Origin of the sequence: Salipiger marinus (assembly GCF_900100085.1) — a bacterium.
Classification (GTDB): domain Bacteria; phylum Pseudomonadota; class Alphaproteobacteria; order Rhodobacterales; family Rhodobacteraceae; genus Salipiger; species Salipiger marinus.
This window is the reverse complement of record NZ_FNEJ01000032.1, coordinates 1-25,497: the sequence shown is the minus strand read 5'-3', so window position 1 is coordinate 25,497 and position 25,497 is coordinate 1. Positions and strand designations below refer to the sequence as shown.

The window sequence follows — 25,497 nt, the reverse complement described above, 5'->3', positions numbered from 1 at the left end:
GAGCCCGTCGCGGGTCGCGGCATGCGCTGGAAACCAGCGGCCAAGGACGGCGGGATCGGCGAAGCTCAGGGCGGTGTCTTCGGGATCGGTCATCCTCCGGCCTGAAAGGCAAAACCCACGGCCACGGCCACCAGCTCTGCGGCCAGATGATAGGCCCCGCTGATGGCGCCTTAAAGGAGGGGGCGCGGGATGTTGGGGTTGAGGCCGGTATTCGCGGCCAGATAGCCGCAGCCAAGGAAAAGCCCGAGCCCCAGCGCCTCCGGCGGCGTGTCGGTGCCAAGCCGCGCCATAAGCACGGCGGTGGCAAAGGCGGTGATCAGGCCCCAGAGGGCGGAGCCTACGATCATCAGCGGGGCGGGCCTCGCCTTGGGGTCAGGCGCGCGCCCCAGCGCCCGCGCATAGGCGCGGCCAAAAAGCAGCGTGAACCACAGGCCGCCCAGCAGGAACGAGGCGAGGGCGGCGGCGATGATCCCGGTCCAACTGATATCCGAGAGGGTGAGCACGGGGTTTGTCCTTTCGAGCTGTCTAGACCCCGTATAGACCCGCCCTACTGACAATTTCCGGCAGCAGGTTGGTGGCACGATCCGACCGACTTCTTCGTCTGCTGCAGGTCATGCGCATGAAGCCCGCGCCTGTCACGGCGGCAAGCCTGGCCGAGGAGACCGGCGTGTCGCTCCGCTCGGTCTATCGCGACATTGACAGCCTGCGGGCCGCAGGCGCGCGGATCGAGGGCGAGCGCGGCTATGGCTACTGGCTGGTCGAGGATCTGGCCCTGCCCCCGCAAATGCTGGACCGCGACGAAATGGAGGCGCTGGCTCTGGGGCTGGCTCAGGTCCGGGCCATGGGGGATAAAACCCTCGCCCGCGCCGCTGACTCCGTGCTGGCCAAGATCGCCGCCTCCCTGCCGGAAGGCCGGGCGCAGCACCTGTTTCACGCGGTGTCCCAGGTCTACAGGCCGGAACCGTGCAGCCCCTCCTCCCCCGACATGGACAGGATCCGCGCCGCCTGCTTTGGCGAGCGCGCCCTGCGGATCGGCTACCGGGACAGGCACGGCACCCTCACGACCTGCCGGATCCTGCCTCTCGCCGTCATGTATACCGAGCGCGGCCTCACGCTTCTGGCCTGGTGCTGCCTGCGCGAAGGTTTCCGCATGTTCCGGGGCGACAGGATCGCCGCCTGCCAAGAGGACGGGCAGAGCTTCCGTCCGCGCCGGGTCACCCTGCTGCGCGCCTATCTGGCGCAGCTGCGCGCCTCGGCCGCCAAGGGCGAGTGACGCGCTCCATCACCCCAGCCCGTGGTGAAAGCCGGGGACGGGATAGCCTGCGCAGCAGGAAGATTGCGCACGACAAGATGAAGCCTTTGCAGGAGATTGCGGTCATGATCCGGGCGCCCGCTTTTTCCAGTCCATGCAAGAAGGCCGGGAGATCCCTCATGAAGAGGGCCAGTTGCCTTCTTGCAGGCCTGCGGGGGCATCTTGGGATCATGAGGGAAAACGCTCAAAAAGGGTCGGCTGTGCTTTGCCTTGGCGCGACACTTGACTAGGGTGCCCGACACGCAGCAGGAGAGGTCGCGATGCGGACGGTATTGGTGACGGGATCGGCCGGATTCATTGGCTTTCATCTGTGCCGGCGCCTGCTGGCTGACGGCTATCGGGTGATCGGGCTCGATGCGATGACCGATTATTACGAGGTGTCGCTGAAAGAGGCGCGTCTGGCCATGCTGCGGCCTGATCCCAGCTTCACCGAAGTGACCGGAAGGCTGGAGGATCCGGGCCGGATGCGGGCGCTTTTCGAAACTGCCCGGCCCGAAATTGTCATTCATCTGGCGGCGCAGGCGGGCGTGCGCCATTCCATCGACAATCCGCGCTCCTATCTGGACAGCAACATCACCGGCACGTTCGAACTTCTGGAGGCGGCGCGCGCCTATCCGCCCGCGCATATGCTGCTGGCCTCCACCTCCTCGGCCTTCGGCGCCAATACGGCCATGCCCTATCGCGAGACCGACCGCGCCGATCACCAGATGTCGTTCTATGCCGCCACCAAGAAGGCGACCGAGAGCATGGCGCATTCTTATGCCCATCTTTACGATCTGCCGGTGACCATGTTCCGCTTTTTCACCGTTTACGGGCCATGGGGGCGGCCGGACATGGCGCTGTTCAAGTTCACCAAGGCGATCCTCGAAGGCCAGCCCATCGACGTCTACAATCACGGCGACATGCAGCGCGATTTCACCTATATCGACGATCTGGTGGAGGCGATCTGCCTGCTGATCCCCGCCGTGCCGCAGCGCCCGGCAGAGGGCGTAGTGCCGGAGGGCGACAGCCTGTCGCCGGTGGCGCCGTTCCGGGTGGTCAATATCGGCAATTCCGAGCCGGTGCAGCTGACCGCCTTCATCGAGGCGATCGAGGCCGCGACCGGCCTTGCAGCCCGCCGCAACCTGATGCCCATGCAGCCCGGCGACGTGCCCGCCACATGGGCCGATGCGACGCTGCTGCGGCAGCTGACGGGCTATGCGCCGCGCACCTCGGTGCGCGACGGCGTCCGCCATTTCGTGGACTGGTATCGCGATCACTACCGCCCGAACGAGGCGGCGCGCGCCCGCTGACTGGCCCGGGCGGGGCGCCGCCCGCCCCCGTCAGGCCAGACGGCGCTTGGCGGCGGCGATGCGGTCGATCCGGTCGGAGAGTTCGGCGGCGCGGTGGTCGAAGGTATGGGCGGCCATGACGATGTCATGGGCGCGCGCCGCGCGGTCCAGATAGGGGGCGGGATCGTTCAGGCAGTCCTGCACGAGAGCCGCGAAGCCTTCGATCTCGCCCGCCTCGGAAATCGTGTCGCCGAACACATCCGCCAGCCCCGCCACCGGATCGGTCAGGATCGGCGTCGCCGTGCCCGAGCCGTCGAACAGCCGGTTCGACAGGAAGCCGTTGTCGCGCATCGATTCCCAATGGTCATTGAGCAGCATCAGATGGCTGCCGTAGAACTCGGGCAGATCGGCATTGGCCACGGAGGTGCCGCGCAGCATGCCCTCGGGCAGCACGCCCTCCCAGCCGCCGCCGTAAAGCTCCAGCGGGATCTCCTTCTGCAGGCACCATTTCACCATGGTGCGGTATTCCTTGCGGGAATTGCCGACAAACAGGCAGGCGGCGCGCCGGGTGCGGTCGGGATCGTGGCGGAACAGGGTCGAATCCGTCGCCTGATGCAGCACGCTGACCGAAGGCAGGCCGCGGGCGCGCAGCTCTGCCGCATAGATGTCAGAGGCCACCGCCACATGGTCGTAATCGGCGAATTCCTCGTCCGGGATGCGGTCGGGATGCGAGATGATCCACATGATGTTGACCCGGCCCGGATCGGTCTTGACCCGGTGGCGCCCGCGGATGGCGATCACCACATCCTCCTGCGCCTTCTGGGCATACCAGACATCGGCGGTGTCGACGCTGGCCTGATGGCCCAGCCGTTCAAACCCCGCCGCCAGCGAATTGGCGAAATGGTAATCGCCCCACATGGGCGCTTCCTTGAGGTTGGGGCAGGAGATCTTGATGCGGATCGCCAGATCCTGCAGCGGGCGCGGGATCAGCCCCGGCGCCGGGCGCAGCGCCTCGGGGCCAAAGCGCAGCCTGCCGCCCTCCAGCAGGTAATCCGACCCGGCAATGCCCAGACTGGCCACCACGGGGGCTGCGGCGCCGGTGATCTGCGGCGGCAGCACCATCAGGAACCGCCCGCCCTCGGCGGCGCGGGCCACCGCCACCGCCACCACCCCCGCCGGGGTGAAGGCCACCACCGCCACGTCGCGGCCCGGATGGCGGTTGTTGCGGGCGCGTCCGCCCAGCAGGCCGCCGCGCACCCAGTCGACCCGGCCGGTCCAGCCGCCCACCTGCACCGCCAGCGGACTGCCGGGCAGATCGGCGCCGTCGCGGCGGCAGTGCAGCACAAAATCCGCCTCGGGCCGGGGATCCAGCAGGATCTGCCCGGTCTGGCCCACCGGGCTTGCCTGCGGGGCGGGGCCTGCGGCCATCTCCAGTTCCGGAACCAGCCCCGGTGCGCCGGTCACAAGGATGCCGTCATGCAGCACCGGCACAAAGCCATAATCAGACGCGGTCATCGCTGGCCTCCTGTTCGGGCAGATCGTGCAGCAGGCGGTACAGCAGATGGGCCAGCCGTTCTTCGGCCAGATCCGGGTGATGCGCGATGGCCTGCACGGTGCGGCTGCGCTCCTGCAGGCGGGCAAGCCCCGCCGGATCGGCCAGAAGCTTGCGGATCTTGTCGAAGACCCATTTCGGATCGCTGTTCTGCAGCTCATAGGCGGCCTTGGCCTCGATCCACTGCCGGGCAAAGCCGGTGGCGCGGGCACGACCGGCATCGGGCAGCACGGCGGCGGGCACGCCGCGCCCCTGCAGCGCGCTCAGCAGCGACAGGCCAAAGGGATCAAGCTGGCTGACCGGGCCCAGACAGACGGTCATCGCCACCTGTCCCAGCAGATCCGGCAGGATATTGCCCGGGGCGGGGACCAGCGGCTGGGATCCGCCCGCCTCCAGCCGCTGCCAGCCCTGCCCACGCAGCGGCGGCAGCACCAGCACCAGCCCGCGGCGGCGCGCCTCGGCCTGCAGCGCGGCGTCCAGCCCGGCGGGCGCGTCGGCGGGGGGCATCACCAGCACCACCAGATCAGCCGCGTCATGCGACCCCTCCGGCAGCATCAGCGGCAGCGCGCCCAGATCGAAGCGGGCGCCGGGCAGATCCAGCCCCTGCAGCAGCGCGCCCTCTCCGCCCGATTGCAGCCGGTAGCAGCGGCGCGGATCAAGCCCGGGCAGCGCCCGCAGATAGCCGCCGCGCAGCCCCACCGACAGCACCGGCCTGCCCTGCACCAGCGCGCCAAGCGCATGGCCAAGCCGCAGCGGATCGCGCTGCAGCGCCATGGGAATGCTATGCCGGGTCAGGCCTTCGGGATCCTGCGGGCGGGCGGCCTGTTCCTCGGCGGGCAGGCCCAGTTCCACCAGATCCACATCCGCCACCCGCGCCGCCATCCGCGCAAGGCTCTGCGCCATGCTGCGGCTTTGCGGCCCGGGCAGATGCCCCTCGGCGCCGCCGCAGATCACCGTGACCCGGCTGCGGCCCGGCCACGGGATCGTCAGCCGCTCATGCCCGCCTTCCAGCCGGCGGCGGGTCTTTTCGTTCACCGTGTTCTGCGCGCCGGAATTCATGTGCAGATGCGTGACCTGCCCCCATGCGACGTTGCGGCGGTAGAACACGCCGATGCGGTTGACGAAGGCCGGGCGGAAGATCGCGGTATAGCGCAGCGCCAGATCCCAGTCCTGCAGCCGCGGCAGCGTGCCGTCGAACCCGCCCAGCCAGTCGTAAAGCCTGCGGTGATGGACGATGGTGTTCAGGTCCATGAAGTTTTTCGAGGCAAGCCGCACGGGGCGGAAATTCGGCCGCGAGACGGTCTGCAGATGCACCTTGGCGCCGTCGATTTCGGTGTCGAGATAGGCGGCATAGGCGATGGCAAGCCCCGGTGCCGACAGCAGCTTGCGCAGCATCAGATCCAGAAACTGCGGATGCCAGATGTTGTCGCTGTCCAGATAGGCGATGTACTCGCCCCGGGCAAAGCCCAGCCCCTTGTTGCGCGCCCCAGCCCCGTTGGATTTCAGGAATTTCATGTAGCGGATGCGCGGATCGTCGAAGCGGCGCACCACCTCGGCGGTCTTGTCCTCCGACGCGTCGTCGCAGATCAGCAGCTCCCAGTTGCCATAGCTCTGGTCGAGCACGCTCTGGATCGCCTCGCCGATGGTGAAGGCGCGGTTCCAGCTGGGCATGATGATGCTGACCAGCGGCTGCCGGGTCAGCGCGGTGCTGGCGATGTCGCGGCGCAGCGCGTGCTCGTCGGCCTCGATCTCGGCGCGGGTGCTGTCGGGAATGTCGAGCCGCGCCACCCAGGCGGCATAGATGCTGCGCGCCGGGCTCAGCGCATGGGTGGGCGGCGGCAGCGGCGTGGCGGCGGGCGGCGGCGGGGCAGAAAGGCTGGTCTCGTCGCGGCCACAGCCGGGGCGGGCGGCGCCGGCCAGCCCGGCCAGCCGGTCGGTCGGATCGCCGGAGGTGTCGCCCAAGGCCCGGCTCAGCGCCGGGGCAAGCCCGCTCAGGCTGCCAAGCGCGCCACGGCCCAAGGCCAGTTCCAGCGCGAAGGCGCAGGGCAGACGGCCTTCGGCGATGACCCGGGCCAGATCCGGATGCAGCGCCCGCGCCGCGGCCTCGTCAAAAAACGGCCCCGGCGAGGCGCCGTCAGGGGCGGCGGCGGCATAGGCGCCGATCAGCGCCTCGGGCGCCAGATCGCGGGCGGCGGGATGGCTCCAGCGGAACCACAGCGGATCGAACCGGTCATCGGGATCGGCGCAGAAAGCGTCAAAGGCGGCGCGGGCGCGGGCCAGCCCCTCCTCCTCCAGCGTTTCGGGGGCCAGCCACGGGGCAAGGGCATCGCGCGGCTGCCCGCCCGTCAGCACAAACCGCGCCAGCGGCTGGTCCTCGGCATCGGTGACCAGCAGCACCTGCGCGGCCTCGGGCAGATGGCAGACCGGCTGCCCGGGACGGCCCTGCACCTGCAGCGGCACCCCGTCGGCCAGCAGGCGCACCGGATCGGTCCAGCGGCTGCCATCGGGCGCGCGCAGCCCCAGCGTCAGCCGGGGGCCGGACTGTGCCTCGATCTCCACCCGGGGCTGGTCGGGGGCCACGCGCAGGCGCAGCGGCGTGCCATCCAGCAGCGCACCGCCGGATTTGGCCCGCACCTGCAGCTCGTGCCATGCCCCGTCGCGCAGCGCCTGCGGCACCGGCAGCAGGAACCCCTGCCGGGATCCGGATCCAAAGCCCGGCACCTCGCGGTCAAGCACCACCGCCTGCGGCGGCGCGTCGTCGAACTGCACCAGCACCGTGCTGGTGCCAAGCGCCCAGCCGGTGACCGCGGCGCGGCGGGGATCAAAAAACGCCACCCCCTCGGCAGCCCCCGAAGGCGGGACCGGGGCGGCGGCGGCGGCGGCGGGATCGGCACCGGAAGACGGCTCGGACGCGGCGGCCTGCCCCGGCGGCGGCGTGTCGGGTTCGGACACCGCCATGTCGGCGCGGGCCTCGATCTTCAGCCGTCCGCCGCGCAGCACCGGCCCGTCAAGCCCCAGCCGCAGTTCCACCAGATGCGCGCGCCCGTCCCGCAGGCGCCGGGGCAGCGTGGCGTCGAACCCGCTGCGCAGCGGGCCCAGACCCGCCGCCTGCACATCCTCGCGGGCAAGGTCGGCCACGATGTTCATGGCAGGCTCGCCATCCACATGCAGGCTCAGCAGCGCGGGCGTGCCCGGATCCGCCGGATCGGCAGCCCAGCCCGCCACGCGCGCGGCGTCGAAATGATCCACATAACCGGGCCCGCGGACCCGCCCCAGAAGGCGTGCGGCACGGGAGAGCAACGTTCTGGTATTCATTCAGCGCCGACCTTCAAAAACACATGGAGGCAGCCGGATCAGCCGCCTTCCGTCTTGTAGAACCTGTCTGCCCAGAGCGACATCTGCTCTCGGGCTATCTTGCGCATGCCCCGGATCGGCCCCATGTCGACCGCCCGGTAGAGTTCGGCAAACTGTTCCGGCACCTTGCGCGCCTTCTTGGTGCGGACAAACTCCGCATGACCGTCGAGCATCGCCCGGAACGCCGGATCACGCGCCACGCCCAGAAACCCCAGCAGCGCCGCCTCGGTCAGCGCCGGATCCGCATACATCTGGTCGTAATCCAGCAGGAACAGCCGTTCGCGCAGGGCGCGGTCGCGGACCATGCCGTGCAGGATCTCGTGCTGCTCGGCCCAGCTTTCGCAGGCCGGACCAAAGCCCTTGCCCTGCGGCCAGCTGTCGCGCGGCCGGTCGGCCCGCGCCTGCCACGACAGGCCCACATCCTTGAGGTTGCGCAGGATGCAGATGTATTTGTAATCCGGGTTCGCCGCCATGAACTCTGCCAGCACCGGCATCAGATCGGGCACCTTGTCGCCGATGACCTCGGCCTCGTCCCATTTCGCGGCGATCGCGTCATAGGTGGGCTGCCAGGCCGGGCGGACCTCCGGGCGCAGGTTCGTGTCCTCCTTGCGGAAGTCGAAGAACCGCTCGCGGGTGAAGAACTCGGGAGAATAGTCATGCTCCAGCAGATAGCGGAACTTGAACCGTTCGATGCCAAGGCAAATCCGGGGATGCGCGTTGAGAAGTTCGGCCAGCGCGGTGGTGCCGCTGCGGGCCACGCCGGTCACGATCAGAAAGGACTTGCCGTCAGTCATGAATTTCCAGTGCCTAGGCCGCCGCAGGGCGGATGTCAGGTATTCGCGGATATGTGCCGCAGAGCGGCTGACGGCGCAACCTCTTTGCATGCCCCCCGGCAGGCAACCGCCGGGCGGCGGAGCGGCGCCGGATCGCGGGGTTTTGACCCTTGCGCCGTTGTGAAAAACTCCGTTTCCTGAAAAGGGTCTGCCCCGCCTGCGGGATCTCTCTTCCCGACGGAACAAGGAATGTTTTTATGATTTCTGCCAAGGACGTGCTGAAGGCTGGCCGCAACAACGCCCATGACCGCTGGAACGGGGCCGAAGGCGGCGCCGCCGAACGGATGGCCGCGCGCATGGTGGTGCCCATGGGGCGCCAGAGCTTCCGCGCGAAGCCCGGGGACACTTTCTTCGCCATCGGATCCTGCTTTGCCCGCAATGTCGAGGAACGGCTGGAACTGGCGGGCGCCCGCGTCACCAGCCGCAACATCGCGGTGCGCGATCTGGGCAATGCCTCGGCGCGCGAGGGCGGCGTGTTCAACAAATACACCCCCGTCTCGATCCTGCAGGAGCTGCAATGGGCCGCAGGAGAGGCGGACTATCCCGAGACAGCCCTGCTGCCGGTGGGCGGCGGCGAGGTCTATGACCCCTATCTGTCCGGCAAGGCCGGGCGCGGCAGCGTGGCCGAACTGATGGCGCGCCGCGCCGAGGTGGGGCGCTATTTCGCGCAGGCATTCGAGGCCGATGTGGTGGTGCTGACGCTGGGGCTGGTGGAATCGTGGATCGACCGCGAGACCGGGCTCGCGCTCAACGAGACCCCCGCCCCCACCCTGCTCGCACGCGAGGGCAAGCGGTTCGGCTTCGAGGTGCTGAGCCTTGAACGCTGCGAGGCGGCGGTGGCCGACAGCGTGGCGCTGCTGCGCCGCCATGGCAAGCGCGGCCAGAAGATCGTGCTGACCGTGTCGCCGGTGCCCCTGGGCCGGACCTTCACCGACATGGACGTGATCGTGGCCAATACCATGGCCAAATCCACCCTGCGCGTGGCCGCGCACCGGCTGTCCGACCGCATCGAGGGGCTGGATTACTTCCCCAGCTACGAGGCGGTGATGCATTCCGACCCCAATCTCTGCTGGCAGCGCGACCGGCGCCATGTCAGCGACGTGATCGTGGGCCGCATCATCGAGACCTTCCTCAACCGCTACGGCGTCACCGAGGAGGCGCCGCAGGATTTCTCCGACGCCCTGAGCGCGCTCGACAGCGATCCGACCTTCCAGAAATGGTCCGAGATGGCCGGGGACGAAACCGCGCTGATCGCCCGGCTCAATCAGGAAGTGAACAAATACAAGAACATGGTCATCAAGCTGCAGGGCGAGCTGAAAAAGGCCCGCCTCGGCGACACGTGATCTGACCCGGCTCGGGGACTGCCCGCAAAGGGGGCAGCCCCGCCCTGTGGAAGGCCGGATCAGCCTTTGGCGGGCTTTTCCGGTCTGGCAAAAATCGGGATCCGCGCGGCATAGGACGGGCCCTGCACGGTCAGATGCCCCTCGTCATAGGACAGCCCGAAGGCCGGGATCTGGCTGACATCCTGATCCGGATCGGGCAGGATCCGGACCTGATAGGCCAGCGCATTCATCCCCTGCCGGGCGGTATGGGCAAAATCCAGCGCCTTGGTTTCAACCACTTCCCATTTTGCCGGAGAATAGCCGAGGCTACGCCAGCGCATTATCTCTGAAGATGGCTGAAGGGAGTGGGTGTTCTGGACCTGATTGGGACGGATGAAAATTCCGCGTCGGTCCTGCCTACGCAGAGAGATGCCTAGCCCAGGTGCCTCATCTTCGACCTGAGATAGAGCCGGATGGACCACAAGCTGCGACACGCATGTCTGTCCCGTCTCGACTGCCTCGAACAGATCGACCACCAGCAGGTCAAAAGGCTTGAGGAAAAGCAGCAACCTGCGGACATTTGGCCGCCTTGTTCCTTCATCCGCCTCATGATCGCAGACCACATAGCTCGCCTCGTCGGAAATCTGCCAGCCGGGCAGAATGCGGGCGCGCAGCGTCTCGCGCAGGCGGCCTTCGTTCTCAAAGCGCAGAAGATTGTGAGAGCTAGCCGCAACCCCTTCTGCCGAAGCTGCAATATTACGGTCATTTGCATAGCTTCCCGCATCGACCAACAATTCCTGTCCCAGACCAAAAAGCTGGAAACTGCCATCGTCCTGATGCTTGTGGATCCGGGTATGAAATCCGCTCTTTACAAAAATACAGGTAGGGCCGTCGGGCTGGCTCGCCGCTTCGCCAAACCGCCAGTCCGTGCGGAAACAGGCATAGCCTGCCGACCTAAAAACGCGGTCCGTCTCGCAGGTCTCATCCGGATGTCGCGCAGTGTTCGCCAAAATCTGGCAGATAGCCTTAAATTCAGGATCCTTTTTTCGCCACTTGCGAAAAGCTCCATCTTTCATTTCCGCGATGACATCAAATCTTTTAGTATCTCCAAAAGCTGCTAGCTTGAGATCCGGCTGGATGAAAAACAGAAGAGATTTCATCAGATTGAGTTTTTCCTGACATAGGTTTTCCCGCAACCCCTTCCCAAGATCAGGATCTAGGCTGGACCTATTGAGCAGTTTCATAAAAAAAAAGTGATATCCGGGACTATTTTCCTTATGGACATGTTCCCGATCAACGGATTGTTGGACCTGTTTACTCAAAAACCGGTCCTGAGCGATCTGATTAAGCATCGCGGCCTGGGACAGGCCTGGAACAAGCGATGACGCCTTGGCGAGCGCAATGTCCTGCATTAGGCCATGATTGTGCCGGGGCGCGTAGAACCGCTTGTCCGCCAGAACGAACAAATGGATCAGCAGAGCTCGAATAGCCTCAAATGCCAGCCCTTCGGGCAGAGGCTCGACCATTCTGCAGCGCTGAATCAGGTACTGTGCCAGTACCCGCACGCGCACGGCAAGCACATGCTCGTCCCACCCTATGATCTGTATGCCAGCGGGGTCAAGAAAATAGCGGCAATAATCATAAACCGCCGCATCCGTTGTTCTGTACCCCTGAAGCTGCAAAGTTCTTGCGATCCAAGACAGGTCATGGAAGCGGCGATACCAGTGCCGCTCGGGAAGATACTTGTGCTGCCAATCGAGAGGAAATTCCAGTGCCTGAACTGGATGCGGTGGTAAATCCACCGTTACACTACCACGCCCCTCTGGGCTTCCTGGTGCAATTTCAGGCAGGCAGGTAAGCCCAAAAATTTCCTGCAGAAAACGTCCTGGATCCTCTGTCGGATGTTCCAGGAAGCCTTTCAGATCGTGCCAAGAGGCCTGTTCCTTAAAAAGAGGTACCAATAATTTCTCAAGATCCGACTCCGGTGCTTTCAACCCCTCAAACAAAGAAAGAGCGTTTTTCATATTCTTGCTGAGCATTCCTGATCTCCATCAAAGCGCCTCAAGCATCAGAACTGATCAAAGATTCATGTCAACGTATGCCTCAGATCAGTTGCGAAAACTGTTATGACCCCGAAGCGTATCCAGCAGAAAATAGAGCCCGCGCGCAACAAAATCTGGCCTCTGAACGCATTTGAAGGAAAGTTTAGTACCGGTCAGCATATCTGGAGGGTGTTTGCCGGCATGAAAACCCGGGGCATGGGGCCCCGGGGGATGGTCGCGTCATGCAGGGCAGCCGACCCCTAGCCGAGTCCCATGGCGGCGCGGGCGCTCAGGAGCAGGTCCGCGCCGAACTCTTCGTTCATATGGCTGCGGTCGCCGCTGTCATGCAGCAGCCCGGCGCCGCGCAGACCGCGCGAGCCACGGCTGTAGTTCCGCCGGGTCAGGACATCGCGATAGCGGGTGTGATCGGGCTGGCGCAGCCCCCGCACGTCCAGTTCGGACCAATGCGCCTGCGTCTCTTCCAGCACACGGTCATAGGGCAGCACCTGCGTGACGACATGCTCGTTATGCGTGGTGATGTCGCTGGCGCGCAGCGGCGTGTGGGCGACATGGACCGGGATGTCCGACACCTGACGCAGCAGGCCCGCCAGTTTCCACGCCACGCTGCTGCGGACCAGATTGCGCAGCACCGCCTGCTGCACCGCGTGCGACAGGCGGGTGCTGACCGGGGGCAGGTTGTAATTGAGCCCGATGGTCAGCACCGCGTCATGCCGCGCAGGGTCGATGCGGTCCGCCCCGCCGGAGGTGGTCTGCAGGCTGGTGCGCAGCAGTTCGGTCTGCGGCACCAGACAGCCCTCCGCCACCGCAAAATCGTTCATGTTGCGGCCGATCGCGGCGTAGAAGGTGATGTCCAGCCCCCGGCCAAGGTCAGGGCGCGCGTTGAGCGCGTGCAGCAGGCAGGCCGTATGGCTATTGCCAAGGATGGCTAGGCGCATCGATGTCCTCGGGTGATGATTATGACTTGCCGCCGACGGGTCCGAAGGCGGCCAGCATCTCTTCCTCGCAGACGAGATCGGCAGAGGATTTGGCGGGCTGTGCGGCGCGGGCGGGGCGCGGCGTGGCGGGCTGGGCCGGATCGGCCTGACGGGCGCGGCTCAGCCCCTCGAAAAAGGTCCGCATCACAAAATCGACGCCATTGTGGTTCACGTTGCGGCGGTTGGCCTCGAAGAACACTCCCTGAAAGGGCGGGGAGTTGATGATCTCATACGAGGGGAAGTAGTCGCAGCGCGGCACGCTGCCCGCCACCTCGCCCGCCACAGCGCGCAGGCGCGATTTCGACTCCATCGTCGCCACCAGCACATGGTTGCCGGAATTGGTCGCGGTCAGCGGCACCGGCGACACGGTCAGCAGAAACCGCAGGCCGCGGCGCAGATGGCGCATCAGCCCGATGGCGCGGCGCAGGCTGGCGCTGATCTGGGCATAGCCCTGATTGATAAAGACGTCGGAGGGACGGCCGAAGCTGTCGTCGATGGCGGCGGGGCAGATCGGGTATTCATACCCCGTCTCCTCGTTCCACCAGCTTTCGGTCAGGCCCAGCGTGAACACGAAGGTGTCCGCCGTGGTGATAGCGCGGCGGAAGGCCTCGACGCAGAGCAGGCGGGACTCGATCACCTCCTCGCGGCTGGCAAAGCCGTTGGGTTCGATGCGCGGACGGAACGGATCGTAAAACCGCCCGTCTTTCTCCCAGACTTCGTCGGGCACGGGCTTTTCGCCCACCGCCCATTCGGTCCACTGCAGCAGCAGCGAGGTGGTGTAGATATTGCCGGTGCGGGCGGAAAAGATGCCGTAGTTGAACCGCTTGGCATCGTCCTCCGACAGGCCCATCGGCGCCGGTTCGGCATCGAACCACGAAAAGTTGCGGGCCACGAGGGCCCGGCTGAAATGCTGCGCGAAGCAGGATCCGAAGGTGACGATCATCGACTTGCCGTCGATCTTGAAGGCAGGCCGCCACAGATCGTTGATGTCGAACATGTTGCGCTTGGCGATGGCGGGGGACCAGAAGGCGCGTTCTTCAAGGGAACTGTAAGGGTTCATGGCACCAGCTCACTCTGACAAGACGAACAACATCGTTCAGTTTGTGCTAGCCCATCTGCCCCTGCAGTTCAAGAACGCGCCCCCTGACGCGGATCAGACGAGGATGAAATCATCCGCCCCCAGATCGGGACGGCCTTCCAGAACGGCAAACAGCACCGGCGCCGCATCGCCAGTCCCGTCCACATCGACCCAGAGCCGCCCGGTGCCGCGATCATACAGGATCACGTCCTCCGCATCCTGTGCGGCGGCTCCCAGCACGAAGGCATCCGCCGAAAGCGCGCCGCGCGGCAGGCCGCCCAGATTGCTGCCGAGCAGCATGATGCGGTCCTCGCCCGGGGTGAAATCGGTGATCCGGTCGACATTGCCCGGCCCCGGCGCCGTGAGGAAGCGGAACGTGTCCGCGCCCCCCTGCCCCGACAGCGTGTCATTGCCGCCCATCCCGTCGATCAGGTTGTTGAAATTGTTGCCAATGATCACGTTGTTCATGTCATTGCCGAAGCCGTTGATCCCGACCGAGGTCAGCAGGTGCAGGTTTTCCACCTGATCGGGCAGGGCGAAGCTGAACAGCGCCTTGACGGTGTCCGTGCCCTCGCCGGCAAGCTCGATGATCGTGTCGCCGACGGCGCGGACAAAATAGGTGTCATCGCCCAGACCGCCGACCAGACGGTCGGCCCGCGGCCCGCCATCGATGATGTTGTCGCCGTCATTGCCGATGATGACGTTTTCCAGCCCGTTGCCGATGCCGCGGGTGTTGCCGGTGCCGGTCAGGGTCAGGTTTTCGATATGGTCGCGCCCCATCAGGAAATCGACCGAGGAAATCACGTGATCGACCCCGTCCCAGCGGCGGCTTTCCGCGACCCGGTCGCCGAGATTGTCGATGATATAGGTGTCCGACCCGGGCCCGCCATTCATGATGTCGGCCCCGGCGCCGCCATCGATGGTGTCATCGCCGCCGGTGGCGAGGATGGTGTCATTCCCCGAGCCGCCATTGAGGTAATCCGAGGCGCGTCCGCCCCAGAGGATGTCGTTCAGCACGTCGCCGGTGATGTTCGTGCCGACCCGGTCGGTGGATTTGACCGTGTGGGAAATGCCCCCCGTCAGCTCGACCTCGCGCGCGCCGTCGATGGACACGGTCCGGCCCCGGCCCAGCGGCAGCACGTTGAGCAGCAGCTTGTTGCCGGTATCCCCCACCGCAAGCGTCAGGCGCTGCGTGTCGCTCTGCGCCGCAAGCTGGGCGCTGATGCTGAAATTGCCGAACCGCACCCCCGAGACGTCAAAGACCTCGACCCCCGAGAAGCTGCCCGCCGCAAAGAGATCCCCGGTCAGCGACTGCGTCGCGATGGCCACGGTGTCGAGCCCGGCCCCGGCGATGATCTTCAGCGCCGGATCGGCGAGATGGAAGGCGGTGATGTTGAAGAGATCGTGCCGGTTGGTGCCCAGCCCGAACATCTCGTTGGCGCGCAGCGAAAAGGTCTGGCCGGCCAGCACGTCGTTTTCCAGCCGGAAATTCGCCGCGACAAAATCCTCCACACGGGTGTTCATGAACCGGGTCAGGCCGGTGGTGCCATACCACAGCAGGGTGTCACTGCCCTCCTGCTCGAAGACCAGCTCGGAGAAGGCGCGATAGCCCGTGCCGATCAGCACCATGACATCGCCGCCCGCCCCGGTTTCGAAATCGGTGATCGTGTCGGTGAAATCGTTGAACTGGCGCAGGAACTGGTCGCGCCCGCCGCCGCCCGTCAGGATGTCGCCGTTTTCGCCGCCATCAAGCGTGTCATTGCCCGAGCCGCCATAAAGCCGGTCATTGCCCAGCCCGGTGGAGAGGTAGCCGCCATCCTCATGGGCATGGATGATGTCGTTGCGCTCGCCGGTGATGGCATCGCGGAAGGTGACGTCATTGGCCTCGATCGTCCAGTAGGGGTGCAGCGGGAAGCTGCCGCCCTGCACCGCATCGAACTGCGGGGTGGAGCCTGCGGGATAATCCTGCCGCATCACGTCGACCACCACGGTGTTGTCCGCATCGGGGCTGCCGTGGAAGTTGATGTCGCGGTTGGAGAACAGCAGGTGGATGTTGTTGTAATGCTCGGCGCTGTAGCTGGTGAACAGCACGGCATGGCGGGCATCGGTGCTGGAAAGATTGGTGAAATCGTTCGAAAACGCCTCGTAGAGCATGAAGTGATAGCCGTTGCCGCCCGCCTTGTTATGGGCGCCGACGCCGGTCAGGCTGTCGCCGGTCACGTCATAGATGCGCTGGAAGCGGAAGGCGTGGCTGGCCGGTTCGATGATGCTGATGTTCTGCAGGTGGCTGTCGCGCACCCCGTCCATTTCCAGCGTCGAGCGGCCTTCCCATGCGTCCAGCGTCACCTCGAAATTGAACGGATCCGAGTTGCCCCAGATGCCTTCGATGGTGAAATGGCTGAGATTGACGTTGCTGAGGAAGGTGGATTCCGCCAGCAGCGCCACCCCCGCTTCGAAGGCATAGGGGCTGGGTTCGGCCAGCGTGGCCACGTTGTTTTCGATGGAGACGATGCGGCTGCGGAATTCGCGCAGGTAATAATCCTCGCCGTCGCGCACCTGATCCTCGGGATTGACCGGCGGCTCCCAGCCGGTATTGCCGGTTTCCGCCAGCCATTCCGCGTCATTGGGCTGGGTCACGTAAAGCAGGTCGCCCACCGCGAATTCATGGCTGTCGGGCAGGGTGACGGTGCGGGATCCCAGCGCGATATCCTCGGGGATCACGCCCAGACGGATCTGCATGTCGGTCGGTTCGACCTTCAGCGTGGGGCCGGGCGTTTCCGGCGACACGTCGGAGCGGAAGATGGTCTGCCCCTCTCCGGCGCCGACAAGGCTGATGTCCGAGCGCGAGATGCGCAGCGTTTCGGTGATGGAATAGACGCCCGCCGCCAGATTGATCGTGGCCCCCGGAGGCGCCCCGTCCAGCAGCTGCTGCAGATCGGCCATGGCGATGCTAGGATCCACGTTGAAAACCAGCGGGTTTTCCCCGGCAAACAGGAAATCGCCATCATCCAGATCACTGGCCTGGGTGTTCAGAAACACCAGCGACAGCCCGTCCGCCGTGACGCGGACATTGTCGCCCTGATTGGTGAAGGTCAGGTCGGCCCGGCTGGTCAGATCGGAAAAGCCGGTCAGGTCGACCCGTTCCACCACATTGTCCCGCTCGTAATCGGCCAGCGTGGTGGTGCCCGCTGCGCGCCCGATCACGAAGGCATCGCTGCCCTGACCGCCGGTCAGCATGTCATTGCCGCCCGAACTGACCATCGTGTCATTGCCGTCATCGCCGGAGAGCCGGTCATTGCCGCTGCCGCCGGAGATCAGGTCATTGCTTTCCCCGCCGGTGATCACGTCATCGCCGCCGCCGCCGGACAGCGTGTCCTCGCGTTCGTTGCCCTCGATCGTGTCGCCAAGCGCGCCGCCCTGAATGAGGCTGGGATCATTGCCGGCGCGGACATGGCCCGCGATGCTGTCGGAGATGGTGACCTTCTGGCCGGGCACGTCGCGCAGGGTGACGGTGCCGGTGCCTTCGACCACGACCTGATCGGCGCTGGCAAAGCGTTCGGTGTCGAGCAGCAGCGGGCTGGCGCCGTGGCGGACCAGCAGGAAGCCGGTTTCGGAGCCTTCGAGCGCGCGCGGCCCCAGCGACAGGCCCGAAACGCCGGTGGCGCCGGTCAGGTCGATCACCTCCACCGAGGTCATGCCGGCCAGACGGCTGGAGGCGATGTTGCGGTCCTCGCCCCAGATGCGCAGCGTGTCGATCCCCGCGCCGCCGTCGAAGATGTCGACCCCGTCGAGCTTGGCAAAGGTGCCGCTGAGTTCGAAGATGTCATTGCCCCGGCCGCCGGTGAAGCGGTCGGCGGCTTCGGTGAAGCTGAAATCGGCGGGCGCGCTCAGCGCCTCGGCCATGGTGGCCACGTCATCCCCGGCAAAGACGAAACTTGCCGCCGAAACCGCAGCGCGGCTGATGCCGGTCAGGGTGATGGTGCTGCCATCGGACAGGGAGACCAGCAGGTCGGGGCCGGTCTGCGCCAGCCCCAGATCGGCAAAGCTCAGCCCGGCAAAGGCCCGCAGGTCGATGCGCTCATAGGGGTTGGTCGCCTCGAAATCGGTGACGGTCAACTGCTCGCCCGGGCTCAGCACATAGGTGTCGGCCCCGGCCCCGCCGGTGGCGCGGGTGCTGCCCACGCCGCCGCTGATCAGGTCATGGCCCGCGCCGCCGTCCATCTGGTCATTGTCGGCGCCGCCCGACAGCCGGTCCTGCCCGGCCCCGCCCGACAGCGTGTCATTGCCGCGCCCGCCCGACAGCACGTCATCGCCATCATTGCCGCGCAGCTGGTCGCGGCCATTGCCGCCCTCCAGCAGGTCGCGCCCGGTACCGCCCGAAACGCTGCCATTGACGCCATTGGCCACCACGACCCGCTGCAGGCCTGCATTGAACAGATCGACCTGCCCGGTGCCGTTCAGCAGCACGGTGCCCGCATCCGGGCTGGTGACGCTGCGCAGATCCAGCATCACCGATCCGGATCCGAAGCTCAGCCGCACCGTCGCGTCCTGCGCCTGGGCCAGGACGGCATCGTCGAGCGACATCACCACGCTGGGGGCGGCGCGCAGGTCGAATTCCTCGATCCCCGAGAGACCGGCAAGATTGAGAGAGCTCACCGACAGCGCAAGGCTGCGGTCGAAGCGCAGCGTATCGAACCCGGCCCCGCCGATGATCGTGTCATCCGCCGCAAGGTTGGTATTGGAGGGCGGCACGACGATCAGGTCGTCATCAGCGGTGCCTTCGACCAGATCGGCCACGGTGGTCAGGGAAAAAGTTGCCATATCTCTCTCGATCTTACTTTTTAAGCATGCCCGCCAAGGCATAACGGCACGAGTGCGGCGCTCCATCGGCACCGGGAGTGTTGCCAGGATGGGTTAATTCTTCGTGGTGATATACTCAAAATCGACGGGAACGAGTCCGTTCAAATCTATATTTTCGAAATGTCACATTCCGGACAAGCTTTTTTGCAGGCCGGTCGGGAGGTCGGCATCGGGTCTTGTGCCCGGTTCCGGCGGGGCTCCGCCCGTCGGACCGGAGCCCTCTGGCGAAGCCCCGCGCATCGTGCCACCAAAACCACAGACACCAGAGGCGGGCAGGCTGATCCGAGGCTCCGCCGCGCTTGAAACCACGAGGAAACTGTGCTGCTTGAAGGCGTAGTATTGAGGAACCAGATTTATGAGCCAGGCCTTGCCCACCACCTTTCTTGACCGGATTGCCACCTATCCCGAACCGGTCCGGCACAGTCTGCAGTCAAACCTGACTGCCCCGGTGATCCGGGACTACATGCTGATCCTGCACGGGCAGAGCGACGTGGAGGAGACAAAGGTCGAAGGGCTTCTGGCCACCGGCATGGTGATCGATGCCTTTCTCAGCCGGCTCCTGCGGTCCAAACGGTTCTGGACGCGGCTCGGGCGGCTGCCCCAGCAGTTCCAGAACGGCATCCCTCCGGAAAACCGCACGCTGGTGCTGGATTTCATCGATCCGCTGGCCGATCCAGACCGCCCCTTCCTCTACAAGCTGCGCGAGATGCAGTCCGAGACGGAGATGCTCTCCGAGGATCAGGCGCAGGATCTGGCCCTGCTGATGACCCTGCTCGACACCCATACCCGTCTGAGCGGCCTTCCCGCCGATCCGCAGCGCATTCTGGAGGCGGAGCTGCTGCTGGCGGCCTCGGGCGAGACGGCGCCGCTGCTGCCCTGCCTGATGGGCGCGCTGGATGCCCCCACCAGCTTTCGCGGCGCGGCCCCCCTGCCCGCCGGGCTGCCTCTGGCCGCAGGCATCGCCTTTCTGCAGGCGGAACTGGCCGAAAAGGGCGTGGGCGCGCTGGATCCGCTGGATCAGCGCAGTCTGGCGCTGATCGGGCGCGACCGGCAGAACGCCATGGGCGAGATCATGCTCTATCCGCCGCAGCCCCTGCGGGTGGTGCTGTCGGGCACGCCCGCCGCCGCCGCGCAGGAGTTCTGGGAGGACATGGCCGAACGCGGGCTGGTGACCGCCCGCCCCGAAACCCGCGAGACGGCCGAGCCCGAGACGCCCGCCCCCGCAGAGACGGTGCTGACCCTGCCCGCCGATCTGCCGGTCTCGCCGCTGCTGCTGGGCTATCTGCGCTGTGCGGCGCCTGCGGGCAGCCCTGTGGCGCTTGAATTGACGCTGTCGCGCAGCACCGACACCTCCTCCTGGGCCTCCCGAATCGAAGGTTATACCGATGTGGCGATGACCGATGTGGCAGGGCAGGTCCGGCGCGGCCCGCAGAAGGCGCCCGCGCAGCCCGACAGTCTGGAACTGGCACGGATTTCCCAGCAGGTGCTGCCACAGCAGGCCGTGGCCAGCGCCGGGGTCCGGCCCGAAGACGCCTTTGCCATCCTGCTGCGGCTCGATCCCACCGCAGAGGTGGAGCCCTATCTGAACACCGATCACTGCCTGATCGTCGAGGGACGCGCGGCGCTGCTGGAACGCTTCGCCGAGGCAGGCCCCGCCCTGCTGCAGAAGCCGGTGGTCTGCATCGGGCGCCGCACCCCGCTGCAGGAGGATTACCTGATCGCCTCGGTGCAGAATTACTGGGGCCGGGGCGGGCGCTATCCGGTGACCCCGGTGGCGCTGAGCTACAATGGCGAAAGCTCGACCTTTTCCATCGATCCCAAGCCGGGCGAGGGGCTGACGCTGATGGCGCTGGCCGATCTGGTGACCCTGCCGCTGGCTCTGGCGCTGAAGCTCGACCAGCCCGGCGCGCCGCACGCCATCGCCGGTCTGCTGCTCTGGCCCGAGGGGCTGATCGTGCGCGGCGGCGCGGGCACGGCGCTGGCCCCCGACCTGCTGGTGGGGCTGGAACGCAGCGTCAATACCATGCCCCTGACCGAGACCGATCACGAGGCGGCCTTCCTGACCGGGCAGATCGACGAGCGGTTCTTCGCCCGCCGCTCCACCATCGCCGACTGGCCGGTGGCGCCGCTGATCGGCGCCATCGTGCAGCGCAGCCGCAATCTGGAAACGCAGCTGGCCAAGTTCGCCGCCGCGCCTTCGCCCCGGCAGGCCGGGCTGGTGATGGCCGCTCTGGAACGGGCGGGCGACACCCCGCATCTGACCACCGCCATCGACGCCTTTGCCCGCAGCGCCTCCGGCCAGCCGCAGCTGCTGCTGCGCATGGAAGAGGGCAGCCTGCGCGCCTTTCTGGGTCTGGCCCGGCAGGTCGCCTCCTGCGACGAGATCGCGGCACGGCTGGCGGTCTGCGCGGGCGACATCGCCCGGGCCAGCCACCATCACATCGTGCCGCTGTTCGAACTGCTGGCCAGCTGCCTGCCGCTGCCCGTGGTGCATGCCGCCCTTGCCTTTGCCGCCGCCGACACCGAACAGACCAAGCGCGCGCAGTACCGGTTCGGCGAATGCATCCGCCGCTACGGCTCGGTCGAGCTGATGACCCAGCATCTGGCGCATCTGGCCCGGACCGGATCCGACCTGCTGCAGGATGTGGGATTCCTGCGGTTCTTCCAGAAGCTGCTCTATTCCGACGTGCTGCCCACGGTCCGCGCGCTGGTGGGCGAGCCGGTGCTGCAGGCCATCGCCGGGACGCTGGATTTCAAGGACAGCTTCAAGAACGCGCTGGTGGAGGGCGACCGCGACCGGCTGCTGGCGATGATCCGCGACCCCGACCGCACCCGCAACGTGGAGTTCATCCCGTGGATGGATTCGCTGCGCAGCCATTCCAACGAACTGCATGACATGGCGCTGCCGATCACCGGCGCCGCCCTGCCGCAGCTGTCGGGCGTCTATGGCAACAAGCTGATGGGGGCGCTGTTTTCCGACCGCGCCGTGCTCGAGGAGCTGCGCGAGGCGCGGCTGCTGGAGGATGACACCGATCTGGACGTGATCTGCAAGAACGTGCTGGGCGATAACGGGCCGCTGAACGCCATGCTGGCCCGGCGCTTCGAGGGCAGCGGCACGGCGCCGCTGCGCATCGAGGGCCGCAGTGCGGCAGAGGTCTTTGCCCATGCCGCCACCGCCTGCGCGGGCAGCGCGCAGCACCGGGACGGGCCCAAGGTCAGCGTCATCATCTCGGCCTATAATGCCGACATCCCGCTGCTGAAGCTGTCGCTGGCCTCGGTGCTGGAGCAGTCGCATGGCAATATCGAGGTGTTTGTGGTCGACGACGCCTCCGAGCCGGAGAACAGCGCCGAGATCCGCGCCGCCGTGGAGGGCGACCCCCGCGTCAGCTATCTGCGGATGCCGGTCAATTCCGGGCCCTATATGGGGCGCAACCGCGCCATCGCCGCCGCCTCCGGCGCGTTCGTGGCGATTCAGGATGCCGATGACTGGTCGCATCCCGACCGCTTCGCCACCCAGATCGCGGCCTTTGCGCAAAGCCCCGTCACGCAGATGGTCACCACCCCGCATATCCGCATCGACCGCCATGGCCGCATCCAGATGGAGGCGGAATTCACCATTCTGGGCGACGGGCCGATGACCTCGATGTTCCGGCGCGAGGCGTTCGACGCGGTGGGGCTTTTTGCGCAGGTGCGCTCTCGCGGGGATGTGGAGATGCGCGAACGGCTGCGCGCATATTACGGCAACCACGCCCTGACCGAACTGGCTCTGCCGATGATGCTGTGTTTTGCGGATTCCGCCACCCTGTCGCAGAAGACCAAGAGCGAGAAGATGGAATATCTGCAGCTGTTCCGTACCAATATCAGCGGGCGGCGCAGCCTGCGCAACCTGCGCCGCGACGGGCAGGCGCTTGCCCCCGAACATGCCATCGCGGTGCCGCTTGCCCTGCGCCCGACCCAAGGGGTTTGAAGACATGACAGATTACGGCACCATCGACATTTCGATGACCTCGATGAGCTCGCGCATGGCCACGCTGGGCCAGACGCTGCGCTCGCTGCTGGACCAGAATTACGCCAACCTGTGCATCCATCTCTATCTCTCGCGCGAGCCTTACCTGCTCGACAAGGGCGTGACCGAGCTGCCGGAGGACATCCAGCAGCTACAGCGCGAGGCGGCGGGGCGGCTGAAAATCCAGTTCTGTCCGAACTGGGGGCCCTATCGCAAGCTGCTGCCCTATCTGCGCGCCAATTGGGGCAGCTCCAAGCTGGTGGTGACGGTGGATGATGACACGATCTATCCGCCCGACTGGCTGGAAGGGCTGGTCGCGGCCTATCACACCTATCGCTGCGTGATCGGCTATCGCGGCCACCGCATCAACGTGCGCGAGGACAAGATCGCCCCCTATCGCAGCTGGATGCGCACCCGGATCGAACAGAATCCCAGCATGCTGATCCTGCCCACCGGCAAGGACGGCATCCTTTACAACACCGCGTTTTTCCCGGTGAACGTGCTGAACGTGGCCGATGCCCTGCGCATCGCCCCCACGGTGGATGATCTGTGGTTCCGCTGGCATCTGTCGCTGAACCGGATCGCGGTCAACGTGATCAATGTCGATTACAAGGCCGGCACTTTCGACGAGACCGATTACGAGAGCTCGCTCTATCTCAACTTCAACAAGGGCGGCGGCAATGACGTCGCCGTGGGCGAGCTGCAGAACTACTTCAAGAGCCGTTTCGATTTCGATCTGGCGGGGCTGGCCCGCCGGGAGTGACCTTGTGCTATAGTGGTATCGTTTAACGACACGACATGCTGCGCTGCGGATTCCATCCGCGATCTTGGTCACCACAAGCTGCATTACACACAGGGCGGCGACACCCTTGTCGTCAACTATTCAAATAAAAAGTTATAAAAAAGATACCTCATAAGATGGTAAGAAACCCTTCCTTCATTAACCCAACCTCAGCCATTGATTCTGAGGTTGGGTTGCGATATTTGCATACGTTACGCCATCATATGATAAATTAGTTACGCATATAATGTTCATAAGGAAGGTCGAATACCCTCAGCAAAGATCGCGCATATATTCGGCGCAAACCAAGGCTATCCGCCAGATGATGATCAAAAATTGCAGGCGCAAACTGTGGCTTAAGAGAGCGGGGAGAAGACGGAGTTTTTTGATACCCCACCGCATTATTTATATCAAAATAGCGAAATAGTCCAGCCTGAGATTCCAATCGCATTCTCTCGTTAAAATCCATCAACATCTTATTCATCTGCCTTTCCCCAAGTATATGGGAATCAAGTCGACTGGAAAATAACTCAACATCTTCTTCAGAAGAATCTCCTGTTTTTATGATCCTCTGGACGTACTTTCTCGTGAAGTTACGGTGTGACAGAACGGTCAGGTGGCAACCTTTGATCGCAAGATGATCTCCAGGGAAATTCAATGATTTAATAAATTCAAGATAAATGCCCGAGAGCCAGTCTACATATTCCCCAGGAGTTAGATCGGTATCATTTTTCACTACCTTGCGATAATAATACCCCAACTCCAAGTCGACCTGACCAAACCCCAGCACCAGATGCTTGACGTTGGGTAGAGCTGCTCGAATAATCTCTTTGGTTTTAAGCGTTGAAGCTTTAGGTCTGAACCCAGCAATCGAAGCCGCAGGAATGGCTTGCCCCACGATTGAAAAATATTTTCTGTTTATGCCAATTCTATCGGACATAGATCCTGCCTTGGGTAGGATATGATGTGAGTGGGAATCCCCAAACACACAAATAGAGATAGGAAGAATATTGCCCTTGGTCAAAATGGCACTCCTTGAAGCCACACGATATTCAAGCACAGGGTCATCCTGCGTAGAGCACCACTATAAATAAGATCAAGCCAACAGGCCGCTTGAAAAATTTCTTGATCCAAAATATTGTTGCCCCGTTGCTGGTGTGCCTCATCGGGTCCACACCCCTATGCAACCCCGGACGGACCTCCCGCCGGAGATGTCGATCAGATACGATGAAAGGTATCACCATGTCCGACACCCCCCACGACACCGCTGCGCCCCTGAGCGCCCGCACTCAAAAATCTCTGAACTTGACCGCCAAGTCGGTCAAGCGCCGGATGTCCAAGATTTCCAGTGGGACTGAACCTCGCGCCCTGAACAAGAAGAAGGGCAAGCTGGCCATTGCGATCCTGAACCAGATCGCTGCAGGCCAGATCAAGAACCCAGTCGCCGTTGCAAAAGCCTTCGCCGATGAGCAGAACGAAGAAGGCGCTGAGCCCGCTACGGAAGAGACAGCAGATAAAGAGACCTAGGGTCAGGACACATTGATCATGTCATAAAGATCTGGTTCACCGCTCGACCATCGAGCGGTGAAATCTGTAATTTGGTCTGGCTGAAAGACACGCAGATGGTGCGTCTTGAGTTCTTTTATCCAAAGCCCTGCGTCGATAACCGGCGTATTCTACCAAGGATAATACTAATTATATTAAATTTTTACACTAATGCGACGCGCCCAAACGTTACCGTCCGCACAGGACGCTCTACAGCCGCTGGAAGCGCTGGAACGACAAGGGTATGTTTGCCCGGATCATATCACAAACTGGCAGACTCTTGTTATGATCGAGAAACTCAAGGGGCCAGATCACAGGCACCGATGAAGCGCTGAGCAGGTGCGGGATCGAAGGCTGAAGGGCGGAGAGGCAGTCGTCCAGTGGCAGCAGCGTGTGCCACGGCTATTGCTCCCTCGACCCAGTTTTCATTCAACGACTTTCATTCAACGGCCGTAAGACCGCATGTCTTTTTCACCGGCACGGCCCAGTCGGATCAGCCTGTATTCTGATCGCGGGGCGGCAGGTGCCGTCCGTTTGCGATGGAGG

15 protein-coding genes and 1 pseudogene are annotated in these 25,497 nt (G+C 64.6%); 7 read left to right on the top strand and 9 right to left on the bottom strand.

What is annotated here, in order from left to right:
* Positions 1-170: 170 nt before the first annotated feature.
* On the bottom strand, positions 171-503 hold the full coding sequence (locus tag BLR51_RS24125; RefSeq protein ID WP_165616924.1) for a DUF1761 domain-containing protein: 333 nt from the start codon (positions 501-503) through the stop codon (positions 171-173).
* Between the two features lie 71 nt (positions 504-574).
* On the opposite strand from BLR51_RS24125, the gene BLR51_RS24120 reads away from it, so the two are divergent.
* Both BLR51_RS24120 and BLR51_RS24115 read left to right on the top strand, forming a co-directional pair.
* Positions 575-1,273, top strand: a complete 699-nt coding sequence (locus BLR51_RS24120; protein ID WP_089851824.1) for a helix-turn-helix transcriptional regulator — start codon at positions 575-577, stop codon at positions 1,271-1,273.
* Between the two features lie 299 nt (positions 1,274-1,572).
* On the top strand, positions 1,573-2,604 hold the full coding sequence (locus tag BLR51_RS24115; protein ID WP_089851797.1) for an SDR family NAD(P)-dependent oxidoreductase: 1,032 nt from the start codon (positions 1,573-1,575) through the stop codon (positions 2,602-2,604).
* 30 nt (positions 2,605-2,634) lie between these two features.
* Here BLR51_RS24115 and BLR51_RS24110 read toward each other — a convergent pair whose 3' ends face one another.
* Genes BLR51_RS24110 through BLR51_RS24100 form a run of 3 tightly spaced genes read right to left on the bottom strand, consistent with a single transcriptional unit; the run spans position 2,635 to position 8,283 of the window.
* On the bottom strand, positions 2,635-4,098 hold the full coding sequence (locus BLR51_RS24110; protein ID WP_089851795.1) for a CgeB family protein: 1,464 nt from the start codon (positions 4,096-4,098) through the stop codon (positions 2,635-2,637).
* Complete coding sequence (locus BLR51_RS24105; RefSeq protein ID WP_131821876.1) at positions 4,085-7,450, bottom strand: glycosyltransferase family 2 protein; 3,366 nt, start codon at positions 7,448-7,450, stop codon at positions 4,085-4,087. Before BLR51_RS24105 ends, BLR51_RS24110 begins: the two co-directional genes overlap by 14 nt.
* Positions 7,451-7,488: 38 nt before the next feature.
* Positions 7,489-8,283: a sulfotransferase family protein gene (locus BLR51_RS24100; RefSeq protein ID WP_165616923.1), complete on the bottom strand. Its 795-nt coding sequence runs from the start codon at positions 8,281-8,283 to the stop codon at positions 7,489-7,491.
* Positions 8,284-8,519: 236 nt separating this feature from the next.
* On the opposite strand from BLR51_RS24100, the gene BLR51_RS24095 reads away from it, so the two are divergent.
* Positions 8,520-9,665, top strand: a complete 1,146-nt coding sequence (locus BLR51_RS24095; RefSeq protein ID WP_089851789.1) for a GSCFA domain-containing protein — start codon at positions 8,520-8,522, stop codon at positions 9,663-9,665.
* Between the two features lie 59 nt (positions 9,666-9,724).
* Here BLR51_RS24095 and BLR51_RS24090 read toward each other — a convergent pair whose 3' ends face one another.
* The 4 genes from BLR51_RS24090 to BLR51_RS28520 form a co-directional block, all read right to left on the bottom strand.
* Entirely contained in the window at positions 9,725-11,683 is a 1,959-nt protein-coding gene (locus BLR51_RS24090; protein WP_089851787.1) for a heparinase II/III domain-containing protein, read from the bottom strand.
* Positions 11,684-11,946: 263 nt separating this feature from the next.
* Positions 11,947-12,642: a hypothetical protein gene (locus BLR51_RS24085; protein WP_089851785.1), complete on the bottom strand. Its 696-nt coding sequence runs from the start codon at positions 12,640-12,642 to the stop codon at positions 11,947-11,949.
* Positions 12,643-12,661: 19 nt separating this feature from the next.
* Positions 12,662-13,741 (bottom strand): GSCFA domain-containing protein, encoded by a 1,080-nt coding sequence (locus tag BLR51_RS24080; RefSeq protein ID WP_089851783.1) that lies wholly within the window; start codon positions 13,739-13,741, stop codon positions 12,662-12,664.
* Between the two features lie 93 nt (positions 13,742-13,834).
* Positions 13,835-18,580, bottom strand: a complete 4,746-nt coding sequence (locus tag BLR51_RS28520; protein WP_165616922.1) for a calcium-binding protein — start codon at positions 18,578-18,580, stop codon at positions 13,835-13,837.
* A gap of 394 nt (positions 18,581-18,974) precedes the next feature.
* Between BLR51_RS28520 and BLR51_RS24070 the strand changes: the two genes are divergently transcribed.
* Entirely contained in the window at positions 18,975-22,586 is a 3,612-nt protein-coding gene (locus tag BLR51_RS24070) for a glycosyltransferase family 2 protein (protein WP_089851779.1), read from the top strand.
* A 4-nt stretch (positions 22,587-22,590) separates the two neighbouring features.
* Positions 22,591-23,388 carry a glycosyltransferase family A protein gene (locus BLR51_RS24065; RefSeq protein WP_165616921.1) on the top strand — a complete coding sequence of 266 codons (798 nt, stop codon included), beginning with the start codon at positions 22,591-22,593 and terminating at the stop codon, positions 23,386-23,388.
* A 250-nt stretch (positions 23,389-23,638) separates the two neighbouring features.
* Here the strand turns inward: BLR51_RS24065 and BLR51_RS27500 are convergent, their stop codons facing one another.
* Entirely contained in the window at positions 23,639-24,430 is a 792-nt protein-coding gene (locus BLR51_RS27500; protein ID WP_131821875.1) for a hypothetical protein, read from the bottom strand.
* A 218-nt stretch (positions 24,431-24,648) separates the two neighbouring features.
* Between BLR51_RS27500 and BLR51_RS24060 the strand changes: the two genes are divergently transcribed.
* Together BLR51_RS24060 and BLR51_RS28315 are read left to right on the top strand one after the other, a co-directional pair.
* Complete coding sequence (locus BLR51_RS24060; RefSeq protein ID WP_131821874.1) at positions 24,649-24,933, top strand: hypothetical protein; 285 nt, start codon at positions 24,649-24,651, stop codon at positions 24,931-24,933.
* A gap of 95 nt (positions 24,934-25,028) precedes the next feature.
* Positions 25,029-25,213: pseudogene (locus tag BLR51_RS28315) on the top strand (IS5/IS1182 family transposase); the annotation flags it as partial.
* Positions 25,214-25,497 lie beyond the last annotated feature (284 nt).

What these genes read in the sequence shown, in the direction of transcription:
- BLR51_RS24115 (WP_089851797.1), top strand. Translation starts at nt 1,573, where the DNA reads ATGCGGACGGTATTGGTGACGGGATCGGCCGGATTCATTGGCTTTCAT.
- BLR51_RS24110 (WP_089851795.1), bottom strand. Translation starts at nt 4,098, where the DNA reads ATGACCGCGTCTGATTATGGCTTTGTGCCGGTGCTGCATGACGGCATC.
- BLR51_RS24105 (WP_131821876.1), bottom strand. Translation starts at nt 7,450, where the DNA reads ATGAATACCAGAACGTTGCTCTCCCGTGCCGCACGCCTTCTGGGGCGG.
- BLR51_RS24100 (WP_165616923.1), bottom strand. Translation starts at nt 8,283, where the DNA reads ATGACTGACGGCAAGTCCTTTCTGATCGTGACCGGCGTGGCCCGCAGC.
- BLR51_RS24095 (WP_089851789.1), top strand. Translation starts at nt 8,520, where the DNA reads ATGATTTCTGCCAAGGACGTGCTGAAGGCTGGCCGCAACAACGCCCAT.
- BLR51_RS24090 (WP_089851787.1), bottom strand. Translation starts at nt 11,683, where the DNA reads ATGCTCAGCAAGAATATGAAAAACGCTCTTTCTTTGTTTGAGGGGTTG.
- BLR51_RS24085 (WP_089851785.1), bottom strand. Translation starts at nt 12,642, where the DNA reads ATGCGCCTAGCCATCCTTGGCAATAGCCATACGGCCTGCCTGCTGCAC.
- BLR51_RS24080 (WP_089851783.1), bottom strand. Translation starts at nt 13,741, where the DNA reads ATGAACCCTTACAGTTCCCTTGAAGAACGCGCCTTCTGGTCCCCCGCC.
- BLR51_RS28520 (WP_165616922.1), bottom strand. Translation starts at nt 18,580, where the DNA reads ATGGCAACTTTTTCCCTGACCACCGTGGCCGATCTGGTCGAAGGCACC.
- BLR51_RS24070 (WP_089851779.1), top strand. Translation starts at nt 18,975, where the DNA reads ATGAGCCAGGCCTTGCCCACCACCTTTCTTGACCGGATTGCCACCTAT.
- BLR51_RS24065 (WP_165616921.1), top strand. Translation starts at nt 22,591, where the DNA reads ATGACAGATTACGGCACCATCGACATTTCGATGACCTCGATGAGCTCG.
- BLR51_RS24060 (WP_131821874.1), top strand. Translation starts at nt 24,649, where the DNA reads ATGTCCGACACCCCCCACGACACCGCTGCGCCCCTGAGCGCCCGCACT.